13 protein-coding genes are annotated in these 17,863 nt (G+C 63.7%); 2 read left to right on the top strand and 11 right to left on the bottom strand.

All coding sequences use genetic code 11. The features are described 5' to 3' along the window. Positions 1–20 precede the first annotated feature (20 nt). Both NL532_RS10020 and asnB read right to left on the bottom strand, forming a co-directional pair. A complete protein-coding gene (locus tag NL532_RS10020; protein ID WP_023686311.1) occupies positions 21–281 on the bottom strand; it encodes an acyl carrier protein in 261 nt (86 codons plus the stop codon). A gap of 25 nt (positions 282–306) precedes the next feature. Continuing rightward, on the bottom strand, positions 307–2,244 hold the full coding sequence (gene asnB, locus NL532_RS10015) for an asparagine synthase (glutamine-hydrolyzing) (protein WP_023828184.1): 1,938 nt from the start codon (positions 2,242–2,244) through the stop codon (positions 307–309). Between the two features lie 583 nt (positions 2,245–2,827). On the opposite strand from asnB, the gene NL532_RS10010 reads away from it, so the two are divergent. Further along, the gene (locus NL532_RS10010) at positions 2,828–3,697 is read left to right on the top strand and encodes a hypothetical protein (RefSeq protein WP_023828185.1); all 870 of its coding nucleotides are present in this window, start codon (positions 2,828–2,830) and stop codon (positions 3,695–3,697) included. 207 nt (positions 3,698–3,904) lie between these two features. On the opposite strand, the gene amaB is transcribed toward NL532_RS10010, so the two are convergent. The 8 genes from amaB to NL532_RS09970 all read right to left on the bottom strand — a co-directional run bounded on the left by amaB (position 3,905) and on the right by NL532_RS09970 (position 16,592). Beyond that, positions 3,905–5,419, bottom strand: coding sequence for an L-piperidine-6-carboxylate dehydrogenase (amaB, locus tag NL532_RS10005; RefSeq protein ID WP_023671784.1), 1,515 nt, complete (start codon positions 5,417–5,419; stop codon positions 3,905–3,907). A gap of 175 nt (positions 5,420–5,594) precedes the next feature. Next, positions 5,595–6,869, bottom strand: a complete 1,275-nt coding sequence (locus tag NL532_RS10000; protein ID WP_023707663.1) for an RNA polymerase sigma factor — start codon at positions 6,867–6,869, stop codon at positions 5,595–5,597. Beyond that, positions 6,866–7,240 (bottom strand): YciI family protein, encoded by a 375-nt coding sequence (locus tag NL532_RS09995; RefSeq protein WP_023671781.1) that lies wholly within the window; start codon positions 7,238–7,240, stop codon positions 6,866–6,868. The genes NL532_RS10000 and NL532_RS09995 overlap by 4 nt, the downstream gene beginning before the upstream one ends. A gap of 82 nt (positions 7,241–7,322) precedes the next feature. After that, positions 7,323–8,423 carry a DNA topoisomerase IB gene (locus NL532_RS09990; protein WP_023686314.1) on the bottom strand — a complete coding sequence of 367 codons (1,101 nt, stop codon included), beginning with the start codon at positions 8,421–8,423 and terminating at the stop codon, positions 7,323–7,325. Positions 8,424–8,481: 58 nt separating this feature from the next. Then, positions 8,482–9,366: a transglutaminase family protein gene (locus NL532_RS09985; protein WP_023754986.1), complete on the bottom strand. Its 885-nt coding sequence runs from the start codon at positions 9,364–9,366 to the stop codon at positions 8,482–8,484. Position 9,367: 1 nt separating this feature from the next. Then, positions 9,368–11,779, bottom strand: coding sequence for a circularly permuted type 2 ATP-grasp protein (locus NL532_RS09980; protein WP_023754987.1), 2,412 nt, complete (start codon positions 11,777–11,779; stop codon positions 9,368–9,370). Positions 11,780–11,785: 6 nt separating this feature from the next. Then, positions 11,786–15,145, bottom strand: a complete 3,360-nt coding sequence (locus tag NL532_RS09975) for a transglutaminase family protein (RefSeq protein WP_023754988.1) — start codon at positions 15,143–15,145, stop codon at positions 11,786–11,788. Between the two features lie 250 nt (positions 15,146–15,395). Continuing rightward, positions 15,396–16,592, bottom strand: a complete 1,197-nt coding sequence (locus NL532_RS09970; protein WP_023754989.1) for an acyl-CoA dehydrogenase — start codon at positions 16,590–16,592, stop codon at positions 15,396–15,398. Between the two features lie 106 nt (positions 16,593–16,698). Between NL532_RS09970 and NL532_RS09965 the strand changes: the two genes are divergently transcribed. After that, positions 16,699–17,610, top strand: coding sequence for a LysR family transcriptional regulator (locus NL532_RS09965; RefSeq protein ID WP_023754990.1), 912 nt, complete (start codon positions 16,699–16,701; stop codon positions 17,608–17,610). Between the two features lie 11 nt (positions 17,611–17,621). Here the strand turns inward: NL532_RS09965 and NL532_RS09960 are convergent, their stop codons facing one another. Continuing rightward, positions 17,622–17,804: a hypothetical protein gene (locus NL532_RS09960; protein ID WP_023671771.1), complete on the bottom strand. Its 183-nt coding sequence runs from the start codon at positions 17,802–17,804 to the stop codon at positions 17,622–17,624. Positions 17,805–17,863 lie beyond the last annotated feature (59 nt).

The following is a 17,863-nucleotide window of genomic DNA, read 5'->3' as shown; positions in this document are numbered from 1 at the left end:
ACGTTCCTCGCCGTTGGCGCTTACGCTGCCAGCGTTTGTGCTCTCGCCTCGATGAAGGACGAGATGCGGTCAAGCGAGTCCAGGTTGGTCGGAACGATGTCGGCATCCACCATCGCGATGCCGAAATTGTCCTCGATGAAGGCCACCAGCTCAAGCACCGCAGTCGAGTCGATAATGTCGTTCTCGATCAGCGAGGCTGAATCCGACAGTTTGTAGGAGGTGTCGCCGAACAGGAAGTTGTCGACGATAAAGCTTCTGACCCTGTCCTTGATTGCCGTCATCGTGTCTTTCCTTTTCCTCGCCGTCTCAGGCCGCTCTTGCCGCGCCGACCGCTTGGCCGGCGAAATTCTTCTGCCACAGCTGCGTCGACAGAATGCCGACGAAGGCGGCGTTGTCGCGAAATCCGGTCGCGGTCTCCATGCGGCATTTCTCGTGGAGCTTGGCCACCGCCTTGGCGTTGAACAGGCCGCCGGCGGTAATGCTCGCCTCGCCCAGGCAGTCACGAACATAGTCTAGTTCCTCCGCCCCGACGAAGGAGCGGGCCTCCGGGGCGCGGTAAGGTTGCTTGGTGCGTTTACCGATCGCCGCCGGAAGGTGGTGCCTGGCCACCTTGCGCAATATGTGCTTCTCCATCAAGCCTTTCAGTTTCATCTCCGGCGGAAGTCTTGCCGCGAACTCTACCACGCGATGATCCAGGAAAGGAAACCGCCCTTCGATGCCGTGCGCCATGGCCATCCGATCGCCTTGGCTGGAGAGGATGTAGCCGGGCAGGAGGAAGCGGGTTTCGAGATATTGCGCCTGATGCAGCGGATGCCATAGGGAAAACGCCTCGGGTAGGCGGCTGGTCAGCTCTTCAGCTGCGTCATAACCCTTCAACGTCGCGCGCAGGTCGCCGGAAAAGAAGATTTTCGCCGCCGCCGTGGTCTTGAAGCGTGGCCGATGCGAGAACAGCGGATCGTCGAAGGCAGCGTTGCTGGTGCCGAAGAAGGCAGCCAGATACTCCACCGATTGCTGTTGCAGGCCCGGCAGATACGGGTAAAGCCGGCGGAACAGCTGCGGCCTCATGCGCGATGTGGGCTGCCGCCCGCAGAACCGGCGGACACGCGCCTCCTTGAAGACGTCGTAACCGGCGAAGACCTCGTCGGCGCCTTCACCCGTCAGCACCACCTTCAGGCCGGCCTGGCGAACCAGGGCGGACAATTTGTAGAGTGGCGCTGGCGCCGTGCGGATGATCGGCCGCTCGGTAAAGCGGATGACCTCAGGAAAGACGCTGGCGATATCGCGGGCGCCGCATTCTATGGCGTGGTGGCGCGTGCCGAGCGCCGAGGCCATTTCGGTCTGAAAGGCGCTTTCGTCATGCTCGGCGCTGTCGAAGGTTACGGAAAATGTCTCCAGTCTCCGAGGAGTCATGCCGGCGGCAAGCGCCGAAACAAGCGACGAATCGAGCCCTCCGGAAAGATAGGAACCGACCGGCACGTCGGCCCGCATGCGAAGCCTCACCGCATCGGTCAGAAGGGCTTGCAATTCCTCTGCCGCGTGGTCCTCGTTCGTGATCTTCGACGGCTCATCACGATGCGGATAGTCCAGGTGCCAGTACCGTTTGACCGTGACCTGCCCCTGCGTCGCGATCATCACACTTGCCGGTTCCAACTCGTGGATATTGCGGAACGCCGTGCGCGGAGCGATCGGCGCCCACAGCGTAAAGATCTGATCCAGCGCAACCGGATCAATTTCAGCGGAGACGCCCGGGACCTTCAGCAGGGCTTTGATCTCCGAGGCAAAGTAAAGCACCCCGTCCTTGCTTGTGTAGAACAGCGGCCGGACACCCATGCGGTCTCGTGCAAGCACCATTCGTCGCTGCCGATTGTCCCATATCGCCAAGGCGAAATCACCGTTCAGGAGAGACAAGCAGTCTTCGCCCATCTCCTCATAGAGCTGAAGGATGACCTCTGTGTCGCTCGACGTCCGAAAGTGCCGGCCCTTGGCGATCAGCCCTTCGCGCAGTTCTATGTAGTTGAAAATCTCGCCGTTGAACGCAATCGTCAAATTGCCGGCCTCGTCGGACATCGGTTGCTGGCCATCGCCGATGCCGATCACCGACAGCCGCGCATGCCCGAGCCCGGCATCGGGTGCTACGAATTTCCCTTGCTCATCCGGCCCACGATGGGCAATTGCGGCTACCATGTGCGTGAGCAAAGCTTCCGCATCCCGGATTGACCCGAAATAACCCCCGAATCCACACATCCCTTGAACTCATATTGAACGCTAAGGTACGGAACATAACCTCGATAGTGGCATCTGGGGTTAATCCGATAATTTCACCGAGCATGTGGTTAACAAGAAGTTTGCCACGATGTGGTCTTCGTGGCTAGGACGCGATGGCTCTCCATCACCTCGCGCTTGCGGCCGTAATAGCCGGAACGATAGCCCAGGCGCTCCGACGTGGCGAACCGCCTGGATACAAACGGACCGCGCGCAACGTGCTGGCGATCTTAAGGCAAATTCAACCGCAGGCTGCCGGGCTGACTATTATTGCGGTAGGTTTTTCAACGGTTGCAATGGCTTAGCGTTTTCCGACACGCCCTAGGCGCGAACGGACCAGAGCGTTTCCAAAAAAGTGTGACACGGTTTTCTCTGCAGAAGCGCGCGGCGCTTCTCAAGCAATTTGCCTCGAAATCAAGAGATGACGGGGGTTTCAACGTGTCTGTAGAACGGTTGATCGCTCTAGGCCTTTTGTCCGGGTTGGCATGGCCTGACACGGGCGGCTAAGGCTGGAAATGTGATTGCACGTCTTCGCTGCCGGGGGGCTGGCCGGAGGACGAGGAGGATGGCGCTGAATTTCGAATATATTGCCGGCCATCCGGCGCTGCACCGTCATGTCGAGGCGCAGTCGAAGGCGTTGCTGCATATCTATGAAACGAGCCCACGCCTGGCCGCCGTGTTCGCCACGCAACAGCGCTGGTTGCTGGCTCACACCGGCCTAGCCCTGCATTTCGCCCGCGACCCGCGCGATCCCCGCACGGAACTGACACTGGCCCGCTTCATCGATGCCGTGCTTCACTATTCCGTCGCTAGCCGCAACACGGCCGAAGCCTTCATCAAGGAGATGCTATACTATCACATCATCGAATACCTGCCGCACACCGGTGATGGACGAGCCCATCCCTTTCAGGTGACGGCAGCGACGCTGAAGGAATTCGACGGCTGGGTGGTTGCGCATCTGCGCACGCTCGACGGTCTCGACAGCGGCAGCCGCCTCGCCGCCTTTCTCGAGCAGCACGGCATGATTTCCAGGCTGCAGCCGCTGGTGGCGGAAGGCCTGCTCTCCTCCAACCCAGTGCGTGAGCCCAAGCAGACGTTTTCGCTGTTCATCTGGCTCAACAATGGCGGCATCGTCATGGATTGGCTGATGTCCGGCATCGATCCCGACAATGCCGCCCTCGACCGGATCCCGACCAGCGTGGTTTCGATCGGCGAATTCGCCAGTTGGCTAAAACTCTCGCGCACCCATCTTGCGCGCAAATTGCGCGACGCCGAAAAGCTCGGCAGCGTCGGCTGGCTGGGCCGGCGCGGGCATTCGGTGATGTGGGTGTCCAACAGCTTCTACCAGGAATACATGACCGTGCAGGCCGCCAAGCTTGCCGTCATCGATGCCGCGTTCGAGGCCTGCCGACCGGCGTCGCCGCACGCTGGCTGAACGTTCGGCGCAGACGCTGTTGCGCAGCCGATCGTGCCGACCGCGAGGACCCGTCCGGGCGCATGGCCGAGGTGGCCTTTCCGCCGTCGGGATACGGACATCTGGACAGCGGGGGCGAAGCCTGAAAGCGGAACGATCCGCGCGAGCGGCAGCGATCCGCCCGACGGGTTCGGGTGGATCAACTGGTCAAAAGCCGGGCGCAGCATCTCAATCGATGTCGAATGACACGCCCTGCGCCAGCGGCAGCGCCTTGGAATAGTTCACCGTGTTGGTGGCGCGGCGCATATAGGCCTTCCAGGCATCGGAGCCGCTCTCGCGCCCGCCGCCGGTTTCCTTCTCGCCGCCGAAGGCGCCGCCGATCTCGGCGCCCGACGTGCCGATGTTGACGTTGGCGATGCCGCAATCCGAACCATCGACGCCGAGGAAGCGCTCGGATTCCTGCAGGTCGCGGGTGAAGATCGACGACGACAGTCCGGCGCCGACCGCATTGTGCTCGTCGAGCACGGCATCGAAATCGGAATATTTCATCACGTAGAGGATCGGCGCGAAGGTTTCTTCGGTGACAGGAGCCACCTGCTTCGGCATTTCGACCAGCGCCGGATGCACGTAATAGGCATCGGGATGGCCATTCTCGACCCGCGAACCGCCGGTCAGCTTGCCGCCGTGAGCGGTGGCTTCCTTGAGCGCCTTCTGCATGGCGTCGAAGGCCGCCTTGTCGATCAGCGGCCCGACGAGCGAAGACGTCTCCAGCGGATTGCCGACCGAGACGCTCTCATAGGCCTTCTTCAGCCGCGGCAGCAGCGCGTCATAGACGCTGTCATGCACGAACAGGCGCCGCAGCGTCGTGCAGCGCTGGCCGGCGGTGCCCATGGCGCCAAAGGCGATGGCGCGCAGCGCCATGTCGAGATCGGCGGTCGGGCAGACGATGCCGGCATTGTTGCCGCCGAGTTCGAGCACGGCGCGGGCAAAGCGCTTGGCCAGACGCGGGCCGACATCCCGGCCCATGCGGGTCGAGCCGGTGGCCGAAACCAGCGCCACCTTCGGGTGGTCGACCAGGATCTCGCCGACGGAGCGGTCGCCAATCAGCACCGGTGCCAGGCCCTGCGGCGCATCTGCGCCGAAGCGCTTGACCGCGCCGGCAAAAATCGCCTCGCAGGCGAGCGCCGTCAGCGGCGTCTTTTCCGAGGGCTTCCACACCACGGCGTCGCCGCAGACCAGCGCGAGCGCCGCGTTCCACGACCACACCGCGACCGGGAAGTTGAAGGCCGAAATGACGCCGACGACGCCGAGCGGATGCCAGGTCTCCATCATGCGATGTCCCGGACGCTCGGTGGCGATGGTCAGACCGTAGAGCTGGCGGGAAAGGCCGACGGCGAAATCGCAGATGTCGATCATTTCCTGGACTTCGCCGAGGCCTTCCGACGGGATCTTGCCAACCTCGATCGACACCAGCCGGCCAAGCTCGGTTTTGTGCGCGCGCAACTCCTCGCCGAGCAGCCGCACCAGTTCGCCGCGCCGGGGACCCGGCACCATCCGCCAGGCCTGGAACGCCGTGTGCGCGGCATCGATGGTCTTGGCCGCATCGGCCGGCGAAATCGTCTTCAGCGCCGCGATCTGTTCACCCGTCACCGGACTGCGCACGACGAGGTCGCCGCCGGTCAGCGCGTCCTTGGCCACACCCAGTTTCGCCAGAAGTTCGGCCGTTTCCTTCGCTATCGTCATTTTTGTCCCTTTCAGATCCGCTCGCCATCATAGGGCGGCGGTCGAGCCTTGGCGCCATTATCGCCCGCATGCCGCAAGCGCTGTCATGGCGTGCCATTACTCGTTTCAGGGGAAAATCGCCACCCCGGCATGGTCCAAGCCGAGATTGCACGATTGAGCCAGAGGAGGAACAGGCTTAGTGCGCTGTCTTCGCCGGCGCCTTCACGGCTCCGTCTCGCATCAGCCGGTCGATATGCATGCGGATATGGGCGGCTTCCGCTGCCGTGTTGGCCAACGCAATGGCGCGATCGAAGGCGACACGCGCCTCTTCGCCACGGCCGAGCTGCATCAACAGACCGCCCTTGAGGCCGAAGAAGTGGAAATAGCCGGACAGCCTCTCGCCAAGCGGCTCGATCATGGCAAGGGCAGCTTCCGGCCCGCGCACCTTGGCGACCGCAACCGCGCGGTTCAGCGTCACCACCGGCGAAGGTTGCATCGCCTCCAGCAGGCTGTAGAGCAGGTCGATCTCGGTCCAGTCGGTCTCCTCGGGGGTTGCCGCCCGCGCATGAAGGGCGGCGATCGCCGCCTGCACCTGGTAGGGTCCGGGCTTCTGGTGGCGCAGGGCCTTGTCGACCAGCGCCAGGCCTTCGTCGATCATCTTGCGGCTCCACAGCGAGCGGTCCTGGTCGTCGAGCAGCACGATCTCGCCATTCTCGTCGAAGCGGGCCGGCGCGCGCGCATGCTGCAGCAAAAGCAATGCCGTCAGGCCCATGATCTCCGGTTCGGTCTGGAACAGCCGCAGCAACAGGCGCGCCAGCCGGATCGCCTCCTCGCAAAGCGGCGCACGCGCCGGCGCCTCGCCGCTGTTGGTGGAATAACCTTCGTTGAAGATCAGATAGACCATGGCGGCAACGGCGGCGAGCCGCTCCGAGCGCTCGACCGCGCCGGGCGTCTCGAACGGCACGCCGGCATCGGCGATGCGCGCCTTGGCGCGCGTGATGCGCTGTTCCATGGCGCTTTCGCCGACCAGGAACGCACGCGCGATCTGCTTGACGGTGAGACCGGAGACGATGCGCAGCGCCACCGCGATCTGCTGCGTAGGCGGCAGATCCGGATGGCAGCAGATGAACAAGAGCCGCAATATGTCATCGCGGTAGTGCGCGCCGTCCAGCCGTTCGGCGATATCGCTCTCGGCATCTTCCAGGTCCGAGATCTGGTCCTCTTCCGGCATCGGCGCCTGCTTGGCGCGCTTGCGCACCGCGTCGATGCCGGTGTTGCGGCCGACAAAGATCAGCCAGGCCGCAGGATCGCGCGGCGGCCCGTTCTGCGGCCAGTTCTTGAGTGCCCTCAGGCACGCGTCCTGGAAAGCTTCCTCCGCCGTATCGAGATTGCGGAAATAGCGCAGCAGCGCACCCATAGCCTGCGGGCGGGCAGCGCTGATCGCCGAGCTTATCCAGGCGAGGTCTGTCATGTGGCTACTCTGGTTGGGTTGAAGACGGAAACCGGTCGGATCTCATAGGATCCGCCGCTGGGATTGACCTCGGAAAGCTCGCGCGCGAAGTCGACGGCTTCGTCGAGATCGGCGCATTCCAGCGTGTAGAAGCCGAGGAACTGTTCCTTGGTCTCGGCAAACGGGCCGTCGATGACGACCGATTCGCCCTTGACCTTGCGCAGCGTCGTCGCGGCGGTGGTGGGCAAAAGCCGCGCCACCGGCCCAAGCCGGCCGGCTTGAGCATATTTTTCCTGCACATGCATGAGCTTTGCCATGACCTCGTCATCCTGTGCCTTGCTCCAGGAGGAGACGACATCTTCGGAGGCATAGCAGAGGATAGCGTAGAGCATGGGACGTCCTTTTCTGTCTCAAAGGACGAAACAGTAGGGCCTGTGCCGACATGGCGTCGACAAAAAAGTTACGCCATTTTTGTCAGCCTTCGCTTGCCTTCAACCATCTCAGCACAAGAGCCTCTTCATCATCGAGACCGTCGATCGCTCGCTTGCGCTTGTTGGCCTCGGTCATTTCGCTAAGCAGCCGCCCTTCCACCCAGGCTTCGAAAACCTGTGGATGGATGTAGCATTTGCGGCAGACGGCGCGTGTGTTGCCGAGCCGCTCGGCCACCTTGTCGATGACCGCGTTCATCACACGCTTGGTCTGCGCCTGGCTTTCGGGAAGCTCCGTCCGCGCAAACAGCGACGCGGCATGGATGGTGCCGCCCCAGGTGCGGAAATGCTTGGAGCTGAAATTGGCGCCGATCGCGTCGCGGATATAGCGGTTGACATCGTCGGAGCGCACTCCATGCCTCTCGCCGTCCTCGTCGAGATATTGGAACAGTTGCTGCCCCGGAATATCCTGCGCGCCGCGCACGACCCGGGCGATGCGGCGGTCGACCAGCTTCAACTTCCATTCCTTGCCGGACTTGCCCTTGAAGGCAAAGCGCAGGCTGGATCCCTTGATGTCGACGTGGCGGTCGCGTAGCGTCGTCAGCCCAAAGCTCTTGTTGTCGCGGGCATAGGCGGCATTGCCGACTCGGATCATCGTGTTGTCGAGCAGCCAGACAATTGCCGCCACGACGCGCTCGGCCGGCAGGCCACGGCGGCGCAGATCGGCATCGATCCGGCGGCGCAGTTCCGGCAGGCTTTCGGCAAAGGCGACAAGGCTGGAGTATTTGGCGCCGTCGCGCTCGGCGGCCCACAGCGGATGGTAGCGGTACTGTTTGCGCCCGCGCTGGTCGCGGCCGGTCGCCTGGATGTGGCCGGCGGGATCGGGCGAGATCCACACATCCGTCCATGCCGGCGGAATGGCCAGCGCCTTGATGCGGGCAATGGCTGCCGCGCCGACGGCCTGTCCTTTCGCGCCCTTGTAGGAAAAGCCTTCGCCCGCCTTCAGGCGCCGGATCCCCGGCTCGCTGTCGCTGATATAGGTGAGCGAGGCCTGTTCGGCAGCGGTCTGCGCGCCGTTCTTCGGCGCTCCATCGTCCCCCTGTCCGGCAGCCGACCGGCCGGATGGCGTCCCAGATTTGTCCAGCATGCCCGCTCCACGAGATTTTTCTCGTAGATAAGCGCCAGGCCGACTGCTGGTTCCGCGCTCAAGCTTTTTCGAGCGCGACCGGGATGACGTCGACGGCCTGGTCGCCGACCTGGCCGCCGGTGGTTTTCAGCACGCCGACGATCGGAGCCACGTCGGAATAGTCGCGGCCATAGCCAACGGTGATGTGGTCGTTGCTGGCCCGCATGCCATTGGTCGGGTCGAATTCCTGCCAGCCGGCATCGCGCCCACACCACACCTTGACCCAGGCATGCATGGCATCGGCGCCTTCGAGCCGCGGCTTCCCTTTCGGGGGAATGGTGCGCAGGAAGCCGCTGACATAACCCGCAGGAATACCTAGCCCGCGCAGGCCGGCGATCATGATGTGGGAGAAGTCCTGGCACACGCCCCGCTTCAAACGGAAGGCATCGCTGGCCCCGGTACGCACCGTGGTCGCTTCCCCGTCATAGGTGAAGTCGCGGTGGATGCGGTTGCACAGATCGATGGCCATGCCGACCGTCGAGCCGCCGGCGCTGTCGCGGGCATAGGCGGTGATCGCCGCATCGATGCCGGCATGATCGCTGGCGGCGAGAAAGTGATGCGGTGCATCCGGCGCCAGTGACCGTACGGCGCCGAGTTCTTCCCGCAGGCGCTGCAGATCGGGCGACACGTCGAGCCCAGGCTCCGGCCGTGACACCGACACGCGCGCGCTCATTCTGATGTCGAGCCCGTCATGGACGTCGCGAAAGGCGATCGCGGTGACATTGTTGCCGAAGAAATCGGCAAAATCCGTGCGCTCCGATGGGGCCGGCACAAACGAAAGCGAGGCCGCGATCACGCGCTGCACGCCGGCAATGGTCGGCGGCAATACACGCACCTGATGCCGGCTGCCACCGGCCGCGGCGTCATAATCGTAGCTGAGATGAAGCCTGATATCGTACAGCATGTTAACCGAAATACGCTTTAGCCAGGCTGCTATAGAGGTTGCCGATCTCAGTTGCGAGATCGTCCAGCACCTCCGCCGACATCTCCGATGGCTCCATGACGGCAATTGCCGTGTTGAGCTGCAGGATTTCCTTGGCCGCGACCGACATATGCCCCTCCGGCCCAACCGATGGCAACAGGCCGATCTCCGCCTTCAGCCGTTCGAGCTGGAACAGGATCGAGCGCGGGTTGAGTGGGTCGAGCGCCAAGAGGTCGATCACCGTGCGCCGTCCGGCCCGCACCGGATATTGCCGGCGGTGGGTCATGACGCTGTCACCGATCTCCAGCATCATGTCGAGCGAGCCGTCCGGCGCACCGGACCTTGTCAGTCGGGCTAGCGTACGGGCGATCTGGATGCCGCGCTCGATCCGCCGGCCGATCTCGAGGAAACGCCAGCCGGTGAAACGGTACATATTCTCGTGCAACAGGCCGGAAAAGCCGGCGAGCTTGCGCAGCATGACCGTCATCGCCCGTGTCGCGTCGTCACCCGGCGCCACCGTGGTGGCGAACTGATGAATGGTCTTCGACAGGTCCTTCAGCGCCAGCCAGCCATCGGGCGAAAAGCGGTCGCGGATCTGTCCGGCGCTGTAGACGGCGCTGTCCAGCGTGCCGATCAATCCGGGCGGAATGGCCGCTTCGAGATCGACGCCGAAGGGTTCGAGATAGTCCCTTATATCGGCGAGCAGCAGCATGTCAGGATCGGACGTCTCGGCCAGCCGCACATGATAGGCGCGCAGGATGCGAACCGTGTCCTCCGAGCGCTCGATATAGCGGCCGAGCCAGGTCAGGTTTTCCGCCGCGCGGCTGGGCAGGCTGCCCGGCATGGTGCGGACAAAGCTGTCATGCTCCTGCGGCAGCAGCGTCTCGCGCTCGACCGACCGGTCGCTGACCACCCAGACGTCGGCCGCCTGGCCGCCGCGCTGCATGGCGATGGCCGTCGGGTCGAGCGAAAGGCCGACACGGGCGAAACCGCCCGGCATTACCGTCCAGCCATCGGGCGTGCGCGCGAGATAAACGCGCAGGCTTGCCGGTCGCGGTTCCAGCCAGCCGCCGACATAGACCGGCGTCGTCGACAGCGTCACCGCTTCCTGGCCGACGAAACCGCTGCCATCGCTCTCGATGCGCGCGATCAGCGCGATGCGTTCCTCCGGCGTCAGTGCCGAACCGAGCCTGGTCTGGCCGTCATCCTCGAAGGCCAGCCGCGTCGACAGCGCCGGACCGATCACCATGCGATCGATATTGGCAAGCACATGGGCCCGTTCGGTTGCTTGCCCGCACCACCAGGTGGCGACGCTTGGCAACAGAAGTTCTTCGCCGCGCAATGCGCGCGAAATCTTCGGCAGGAAGGCGAGCAGCGCCCGGGTTTCCATCAAGCCCGAACCCAGCGCATTGACCGTCGAAACCGTGCCGCGGCGGGTCGCCTCGACCAGCCCCGGGGTGCCGATATGCGAGTCTGGCCGCAGTTCCAGCGGATCGGCGAAGGCGGCATCGAGCCGCCGCCACAGCACGCTGATCGGCATCAGCCCCGAAACCGTGCGCACCATAAGCTTGCCGCCGGCGACGGTCAGATCCTCGCCCTCGAGCAGCATGATGCCGAGATAGCGGGCGATATAGGCGTGCTCGTAATACGTCTCGTTGAGCGGCCCCGGCGTCAGAATGGCGACGCGGCCGTCATTCTCCTTCGCCATGCCGATCAGAGCATCGCGAAAGCGACGGAAGAAACCGGCCAGGCGATGCACATGCATCTCGCCATAGATGTCGGACAAAGCCCGCGTCGTGGCGACGCGGTTTTCCAGCGCAAAGCCGGCGCCCGACGGCGCCTGCGTGCGGTCGCCCAGCACCCACCAGCTTCCATCCGGCCCACGGCCAAGCTCGAAGGCGCAAAAATGCAGGAAATGACCGCTGGCCGGCATGGTGCCGACGACGGGGCGCAAAAATTCGGGGCTCGCCGCAATCAGGCCTGCCGGCAAGATTCCCTTCTCGATCAGCCGGTTCGGGCCATAGATATCAGCGACTATCTCCTCGAAAAGGTCGGCGCGCTGGACGAGACCGGCGCTGATCCCGGCCCATTCCTTGTCTTCGATCAGCAGCGGGATATGCGCCAGCGGCCATTCGCGCTCATTGGCGCCGGCCTTGTCATAGACGCGGTAATAAACCCCGGCGTCGCGCAGATACTGGTCGGCGCGGGCAAAGCGCTGGCCGAGCTTTTCCGGGCCCAGCTCCTCCAGCGCCTCGATGAAGGGCGCCCAGGCCGGACGCGGATGGCCCGAAGCATCGACCATCTCGTCGACGACGCCGTCAATCGGCTGGTAGTGCTCCAGCAGACTGTGCCTCAGCGGCTTGCCGCGGACCTTTTTCTGATTCCCCTTTGCCATCGCTGATCAGAGTCTTGCTGGCCGCCTGAGGTCAAGGGTCATGGGGAAGTCTTCAGAGGCTTCTTCATTGCGCAGCACATAGGCCGACGGCGTATGGCCGCGAGGCTCGAAGCGGGCGAGACGCCGCGCCTCGGCCTCATTGCCGTTGACCGGGAACGTGTCGTAGCTGCGCCCACCTGGATGCGCGACATGGTAGACGCAGCCGCCCACCGCCCGCCCCGACCAACGGTCGTAAATGTCGAAGACCAAAGGCGTGTTGACCGGCAGCGCCGGATGCAGGCCCGACGAAGGCTGCCAGGCCTTGAAGCGCACACCGGCCACCGCGACCTCGCGATTGTCGGTGACCTTCATCGGCACGATTCGGCCATTGCAGACAATGGCATGACGTTCCGGGTTGAGGCCTTCGGTCCTGACCTGCAGCCGTTCGACCGAGGAATCGACGAAGCGCACGGTGCCGCCGATGGCGCCTTGCTCACCCATCACATGCCACGGCTCCAGCGCCTGCCGCAGTTCCAGCTTGATGCCGGCATGCTGGACTTCGCCGCAGAACGGAAAGCGGAACTCCAGCTGAGCATCGAACCATTCCGGCCGGAATTCGAACCCGTTGAGCTTGAGGTCGTCGAGCACGTCGAGGAAATCCGCCCAGACATAGTGCGGCAGCATGAAACGGTCATGGAGCGAGGTGCCCCAGCGCACGAAGCGGCCATCAAGCGGGTTCTTCCACGCACGGGCGATGATGGCGCGCACCAGCAATTGCTGCGCCAGCGACATGCGCGCATTGGGCGGCATCTCGAAACCGCGGAACTCGACAAGCCCAAGCCGGCCGGTCGGGCCATCGGGCGAAAACAGCTTGTCGATGCAGATTTCCGAGCGGTGCGTATTGCCGGTGACGTCAGTCAACAGATTTCGGAACAGTCGGTCGACCAGCCAAGGCAGCGGTGCGTTGCCCTGGTCGGGATGCGGCACCTGCGCCATCGCGATCTCGAGTTCGTAAAGCGAGTCATGCCGCGCCTCGTCGAAGCGCGGCGCCTGGCTGGTCGGGCCGATGAACAGGCCGGAGAATAGATAGGACAGCGACGGGCGCCGCTGCCATTGCAGCACCAGGCTCTTCAACAGATCGGGCCGGCGCAGGAACGGGCTGTCATTGGGCGTTGCGCCGCCGACGACGACATGGTTGCCGCCGCCGGTACCGGTGTGGCGGCCATCGATCATGAACTTGTCGGCGCCAAGCCGTGTCTGCCGTGCTTCCTCGTAGATCGCCGTCGTCGTCGCCACGCAGTCCTGCCAGTTGGCAGCCGGATGGATGTTGACCTCGATGACGCCGGGATCGGGTGCCACCCTGATGACGTTGAGGCGCGGATCGTGCGGCGGTCCATAGCCTTCGATATGCACGGGAAGGCCGATCGCCTTGGCCGCGTTTTCTGCGGCTGCGACGAGCTCCAGATAGTCTTCCAGCGCCTCGACCGGCGGCATGAAGACGCACAGCCTGCCGTCGCGCGGCTCGACCGAAAGTGCTGTACGCACCGCGCCGCCGATCTCGGTGATCTCCTGCTCGACCCGGTCTTGCTGACCGGTCGTCGCAGTGAACGATACCGCCTGCTGGCGCCGCGCCATCTCGTCGGCGCCTTCCAGTTCGGCCGGAGCCGGTTCTGGCAGTATGGCTTCCCGCGCCGGCAGCGGTCCACGCGGCAGCGACGGATCGACCGGCACGATATAGGGGAACTGCGCCGGCGGCACATAGGGCAGCGTGCCCAGCGGCAGGCGGTAACCGACAGGGGAATCGCCCGGCACCAGGAACAGCCGCCCGCGCCGTGTCTTCCACTTCTCCGAGCGCCAGCGCGGGTCCGAAGCCTGGCTGTTCCAGCGCTGCACCGGCAGCACGTAGCCGGACGGCTTGGTCAGCCCGCGCTCGAACACTTTCGCCATGCGGCTGCGCTCTTCGGGGTCTTCCAGCTTGGAGTTGGACGGATCGACATTGTCGGGCAGCTTGCCTTCCTTCAGCAGCCATTCGGCCGGGTCCTCATAGGCCTCGCTGACCATCGCCTTGTCGATGCCGAGTTCGCCGGCGATTGCCGTCAGCAAGCTTTCGGCTTGCTGCGGCCCGACCTCCGCATCGCTCTTTTCGTGTGCGATCAGCGACGGATCGCTCCACACCGGCTGGCCGTCGGTGCGCCAATACAGCGAGAAGGTCCAACGCGGCAGGCTCTCGCCCGGATACCATTTGCCCTGGCCGTAGTGGAGGAAGCCGCCCGGCGCGAAGCGTTCGCGCAATTTGCGGATCAGCGCATCGGCCTTTTCGCGCTTGGTCGGGCCGACGGCGGCGGTGTTCCACTCGGCGGACTCGAAATCGTCGATGGAGACAAAGGTCGGCTCGCCGCCCATGGTCAGCCTGACGTCGCCCGCTTGAAGTGCGGCGTCGACCTTGTTGCCCAGCGCATCCAGCGCCTGCCAGCTTTCGTCCGAGAATGGCTTGGTGATGCGCGGATGTTCGGCGATGCGGTCGACACGCATGTCGAAGCCGAATTCGACATTGGCGAAGCTCGCCATGCCGGAAATGGGTGCGGCGTTGCGGAAATGCGGCGTGGCCGCCAGCGGCACATGGCTTTCGCCGGTGAGCAGGCCGGACGTCGGATCGAAGCCGATCCAGCCGGCGCCCGGCAGATAGACCTCGCACCAGGCGTGCAGGTCGGTGAAGTCTACGGCGGTCCCGGCTGGGCCATCGAGCGCGACCAGATCGGGCTTCAGCTGGATCAGATAGCCGGAGACGAAACGAGCGGCGATGCCGAGATTCCTGAGGATTTGCACCAGCAGCCAGCTCGAATCCCGGCACGATCCCTTTTTCGCGGCCAGCGTTTCCTCCGGCGAGAACACGCCGGTTTCCATCCGCACGATATAGGCGATTTCGCGCTGCAGCCGCGCATTGAGGTCGACGACGAAGTTGACGGTGTTGGTGGCGCTACGGTCGATGTTTGCGAGGAAAGCAGACAGCAGCGGCCCCGCCGGCTCCGGCGTGCGGTAGATGGCGAGATCGTCCCTGATGTGTTCGGGGTACTCGAACGGGAAGGTCTCGGCCGATGGTTCGACGAAGAAATCGAACGGATTGTAGACCGTCATGTCGGCGACGAGGTCGACCTCGATCTTCAATTCCGTCACCGGTTCCGGGAAGACGAAGCGGGCGAGGAAATTGCCGTAGGGGTCCTGCTGCAGATTGACGAAGTGGTTCGCCGGCCCGACCTTCAGTGAATGGCTGAGCACCTTGGTGCGGGAATGCGGTGCCGGCTGCAGCCTGATGACCTGGGGCCCGAGAACCACCGGCCGGTCATATTTGTAATGGGTCAGGTGGTAGACGGCTGCCAGTATTGCCATGGGGCCCCGGAGATCGGCGTTTCTTCAGCCGAACCCTGACACATCTATTGGCCATTCTCCAAGCAGAGATGTTGCGCTGCACCTAAATTAAGCACCCGAAGCCGGCTACGCTGTGTCGAGATTCAGGTCAGGCCGAGTCGAAAATGGCTGATACCGAGAACCGGAGCAGAGCGTACTTTTCGTACGCGAGCACCGGAAGCGCAGGCATCGGCCATTTGCAGGCCGGCCTCACCTGAACATCGGCACAGCTTTAGAAAAACGCCTGTATCCCCGTCTGAGCCCTGCCAAGGATCAGCGCATGCACGTCATGCGTACCTTCATAGGTGTTGACCGTCTCCAGGTTCTGCGCGTGGCGCATGACGTGGTAGCCGATCTGGATGCCGTTGCCGCCATGCATGTCGCGGGCCTGGCGGGCGATGTCGAGCGCCTTGCCGCAATTGTTGCGCTTGACGATCGAGATCATCTCCGGTGCCATCTTGCCTTCATCCATCAGCCGCCCGACGCGCAGCGAGCCCTGCAAGCCGAGCGCAATCTCGATCTGCATGTCGGCGAGCTTTTTCTGGAACAACTGCGTGCCGGCGAGCGGCTTGCCGAACTGCTTGCGGTCGAGTCCATACTGCCGGGCCCGGTGCCAGCAATCCTCGGCGGCGCCCATCGCGCCCCAGGAAATGCCGTAGCGGGCCCGGTTGAGGCAGCCGAATGGGCCGCCGAGGCCCCTGGCGTTGGGCAGCAGCGCGTCTTCGCCGACTTCGACGCCTTCCATCACCACCTCGCCGGTGATCGAGGCCCTAAGGCTGAGCTTGCCGCCGATCTTCGGCGCCGACAGCCCCTTCATGCCCTTCTCCAGCACGAAACCGCGGATTTCGTCCTTGCCGTTGTCGCCCTTCAGCTTCGCCCAGACCACGAACACGTCGGCGATCGGCGCGTTGGATATCCACATTTTCGAGCCGGAAATCCTGTAGCCGTTCGCGGTCTTCTCGGCCCGCGTCTTCATACCGCCGGGATCGGAACCCGCATCCGGCTCGGTCAGGCCGAAACAGCCGATCCATTCGCCCGAAGCCAGCTTCGGCAGGTATCTCTTGCGCTGCTCTTCCGTGCCATAGGCATGGATGGGGTACATCACCAGCGACGATTGCACCGACATCATCGACCGGTAGCCGGAATCGACCCGCTCGACCTCGCGCGCCACCAACCCGTAGGTGACGTAATTGGCGCCGAGCCCGCCATATTCCTCAGGGATGGTGATGCCGAGCAGGCCGGCCTCGCCCATCTCGCGAAAGATGCCGGCATCGGTCTTTTCCTCGAGATAGGCCTCCTCGATGCGCGGCGCGAGCTTGTCGGCGGCAAAGGCGGCCGCGCCATCGCGCACCATGCGCTCATCCTCGGAAAGCTGGTTCTCGATCAGGAAGGGGTCTTCCCAAACGAACGCGTTCTTGTCGGCGGCCATGGCTTCGCTCTCTCCCAAAATCTTGAAGTGCTCGGGCTTATCCGCCTTCGCTTCGGAAAAATCAAACAAAATTGCATCACAGGTCAATGAGGTTTAGTAATGGATCATGAACGTCCAACGCCGGCTTTTACCCAGCACCAGCGCCCTTGCCGCCTTCGAGGCCGTGGCCCGCCTTAGCTCCTTCACCGCTGCCGCCCAGGAACTCGATTTGACCCAAGGGGCCGTCAGCCGCCAGATAGCACTTCTGGAGGAACAGTTCGGCCGCCGGCTGTTCGAGCGCGACAGCCGCAATGTTCGGCTGTCCACGGCGGGCGAAATCTATGCCGAAGCCGTGCGGGCGGCACTCGGGCAATTGCGCGACGCCGCGCTCGGATTGATGAGCAATCGGCATAGCGGCATGCTGAACCTCGCCATACTGCCGACCTTCGGCACGCGCTGGCTGATGCCGCTGATCCCGGATTTCGTCGCAGAGAACCCTGACATCACCATCAACTTCGTCACCCGCATAGGCCGCTTCGACTTCGCCCGCGAGCGGCTCGACGCCGCCATCCATCATGGCCAGCCGGACTGGCCGGACGCAGATTCCACATTGTTGATGCGCGAAACCGTGATGCCGGTGGTCTCGCCAGACTTCCTTGCCAGCCGCGATATCACCACGGCGGCCGAGATCAGCCGCCTGCCGCTGCTGCACATGGCGACGCGTCCCGGGGCCTGGGGCGAATGGTTCGAGGAACAGGGCTTGAGCGCACCGATCGGACCCGGCATGCAGTTCGAGCAATTCGGCACCGTTGCCCAAGCCTGCATGGCGGGGCTTGGCGTCGCGCTCCTGCCGCAAGTTCTTATCGCCGGCGAATTGCAGCGCGGTCAGCTCGTGCCGGCGCCGGGACAGCCGATGCAAAGCCGCAGCGCCTACTACCTCGTCGTCCCGAACGACAAGCGCGGCCACCCGCCCGTCGTCAGCTTTCGCGACTGGCTGCTGGGCCAGGTTGAGAAGGAACCGGCCGTTCTGGCCTGGTAGCTACTTCCGCTTCATCGGCTCGGTTTCCGGCTGGAAGCGCAGCGTTTTTGCGACTTGCGTTCGGCAACTTTCGCATCGAGCTTGCTTTTGATCCGGGCGAAAGCCTGGTCTCCATCGACCGAACTGCCACTCGCCATGCCCTCGTCCCAAAGACGCCCCAACTCTTGGACACTCACTTTCTCGAAACTTGCCATATCGCGCGTATCTCCACACAAGGATGGTAGATAACGCTCTAGCGATTGCAAGGAACCAT

It is taken from the genome of Mesorhizobium sp. C120A (genome assembly GCF_030323105.1).
Lineage (GTDB): Bacteria > Pseudomonadota > Alphaproteobacteria > Rhizobiales > Rhizobiaceae > Mesorhizobium.
The sequence above is the reverse complement of the archived record's forward strand: the minus strand, read 5'-3'. Positions and strand labels throughout refer to the sequence as shown.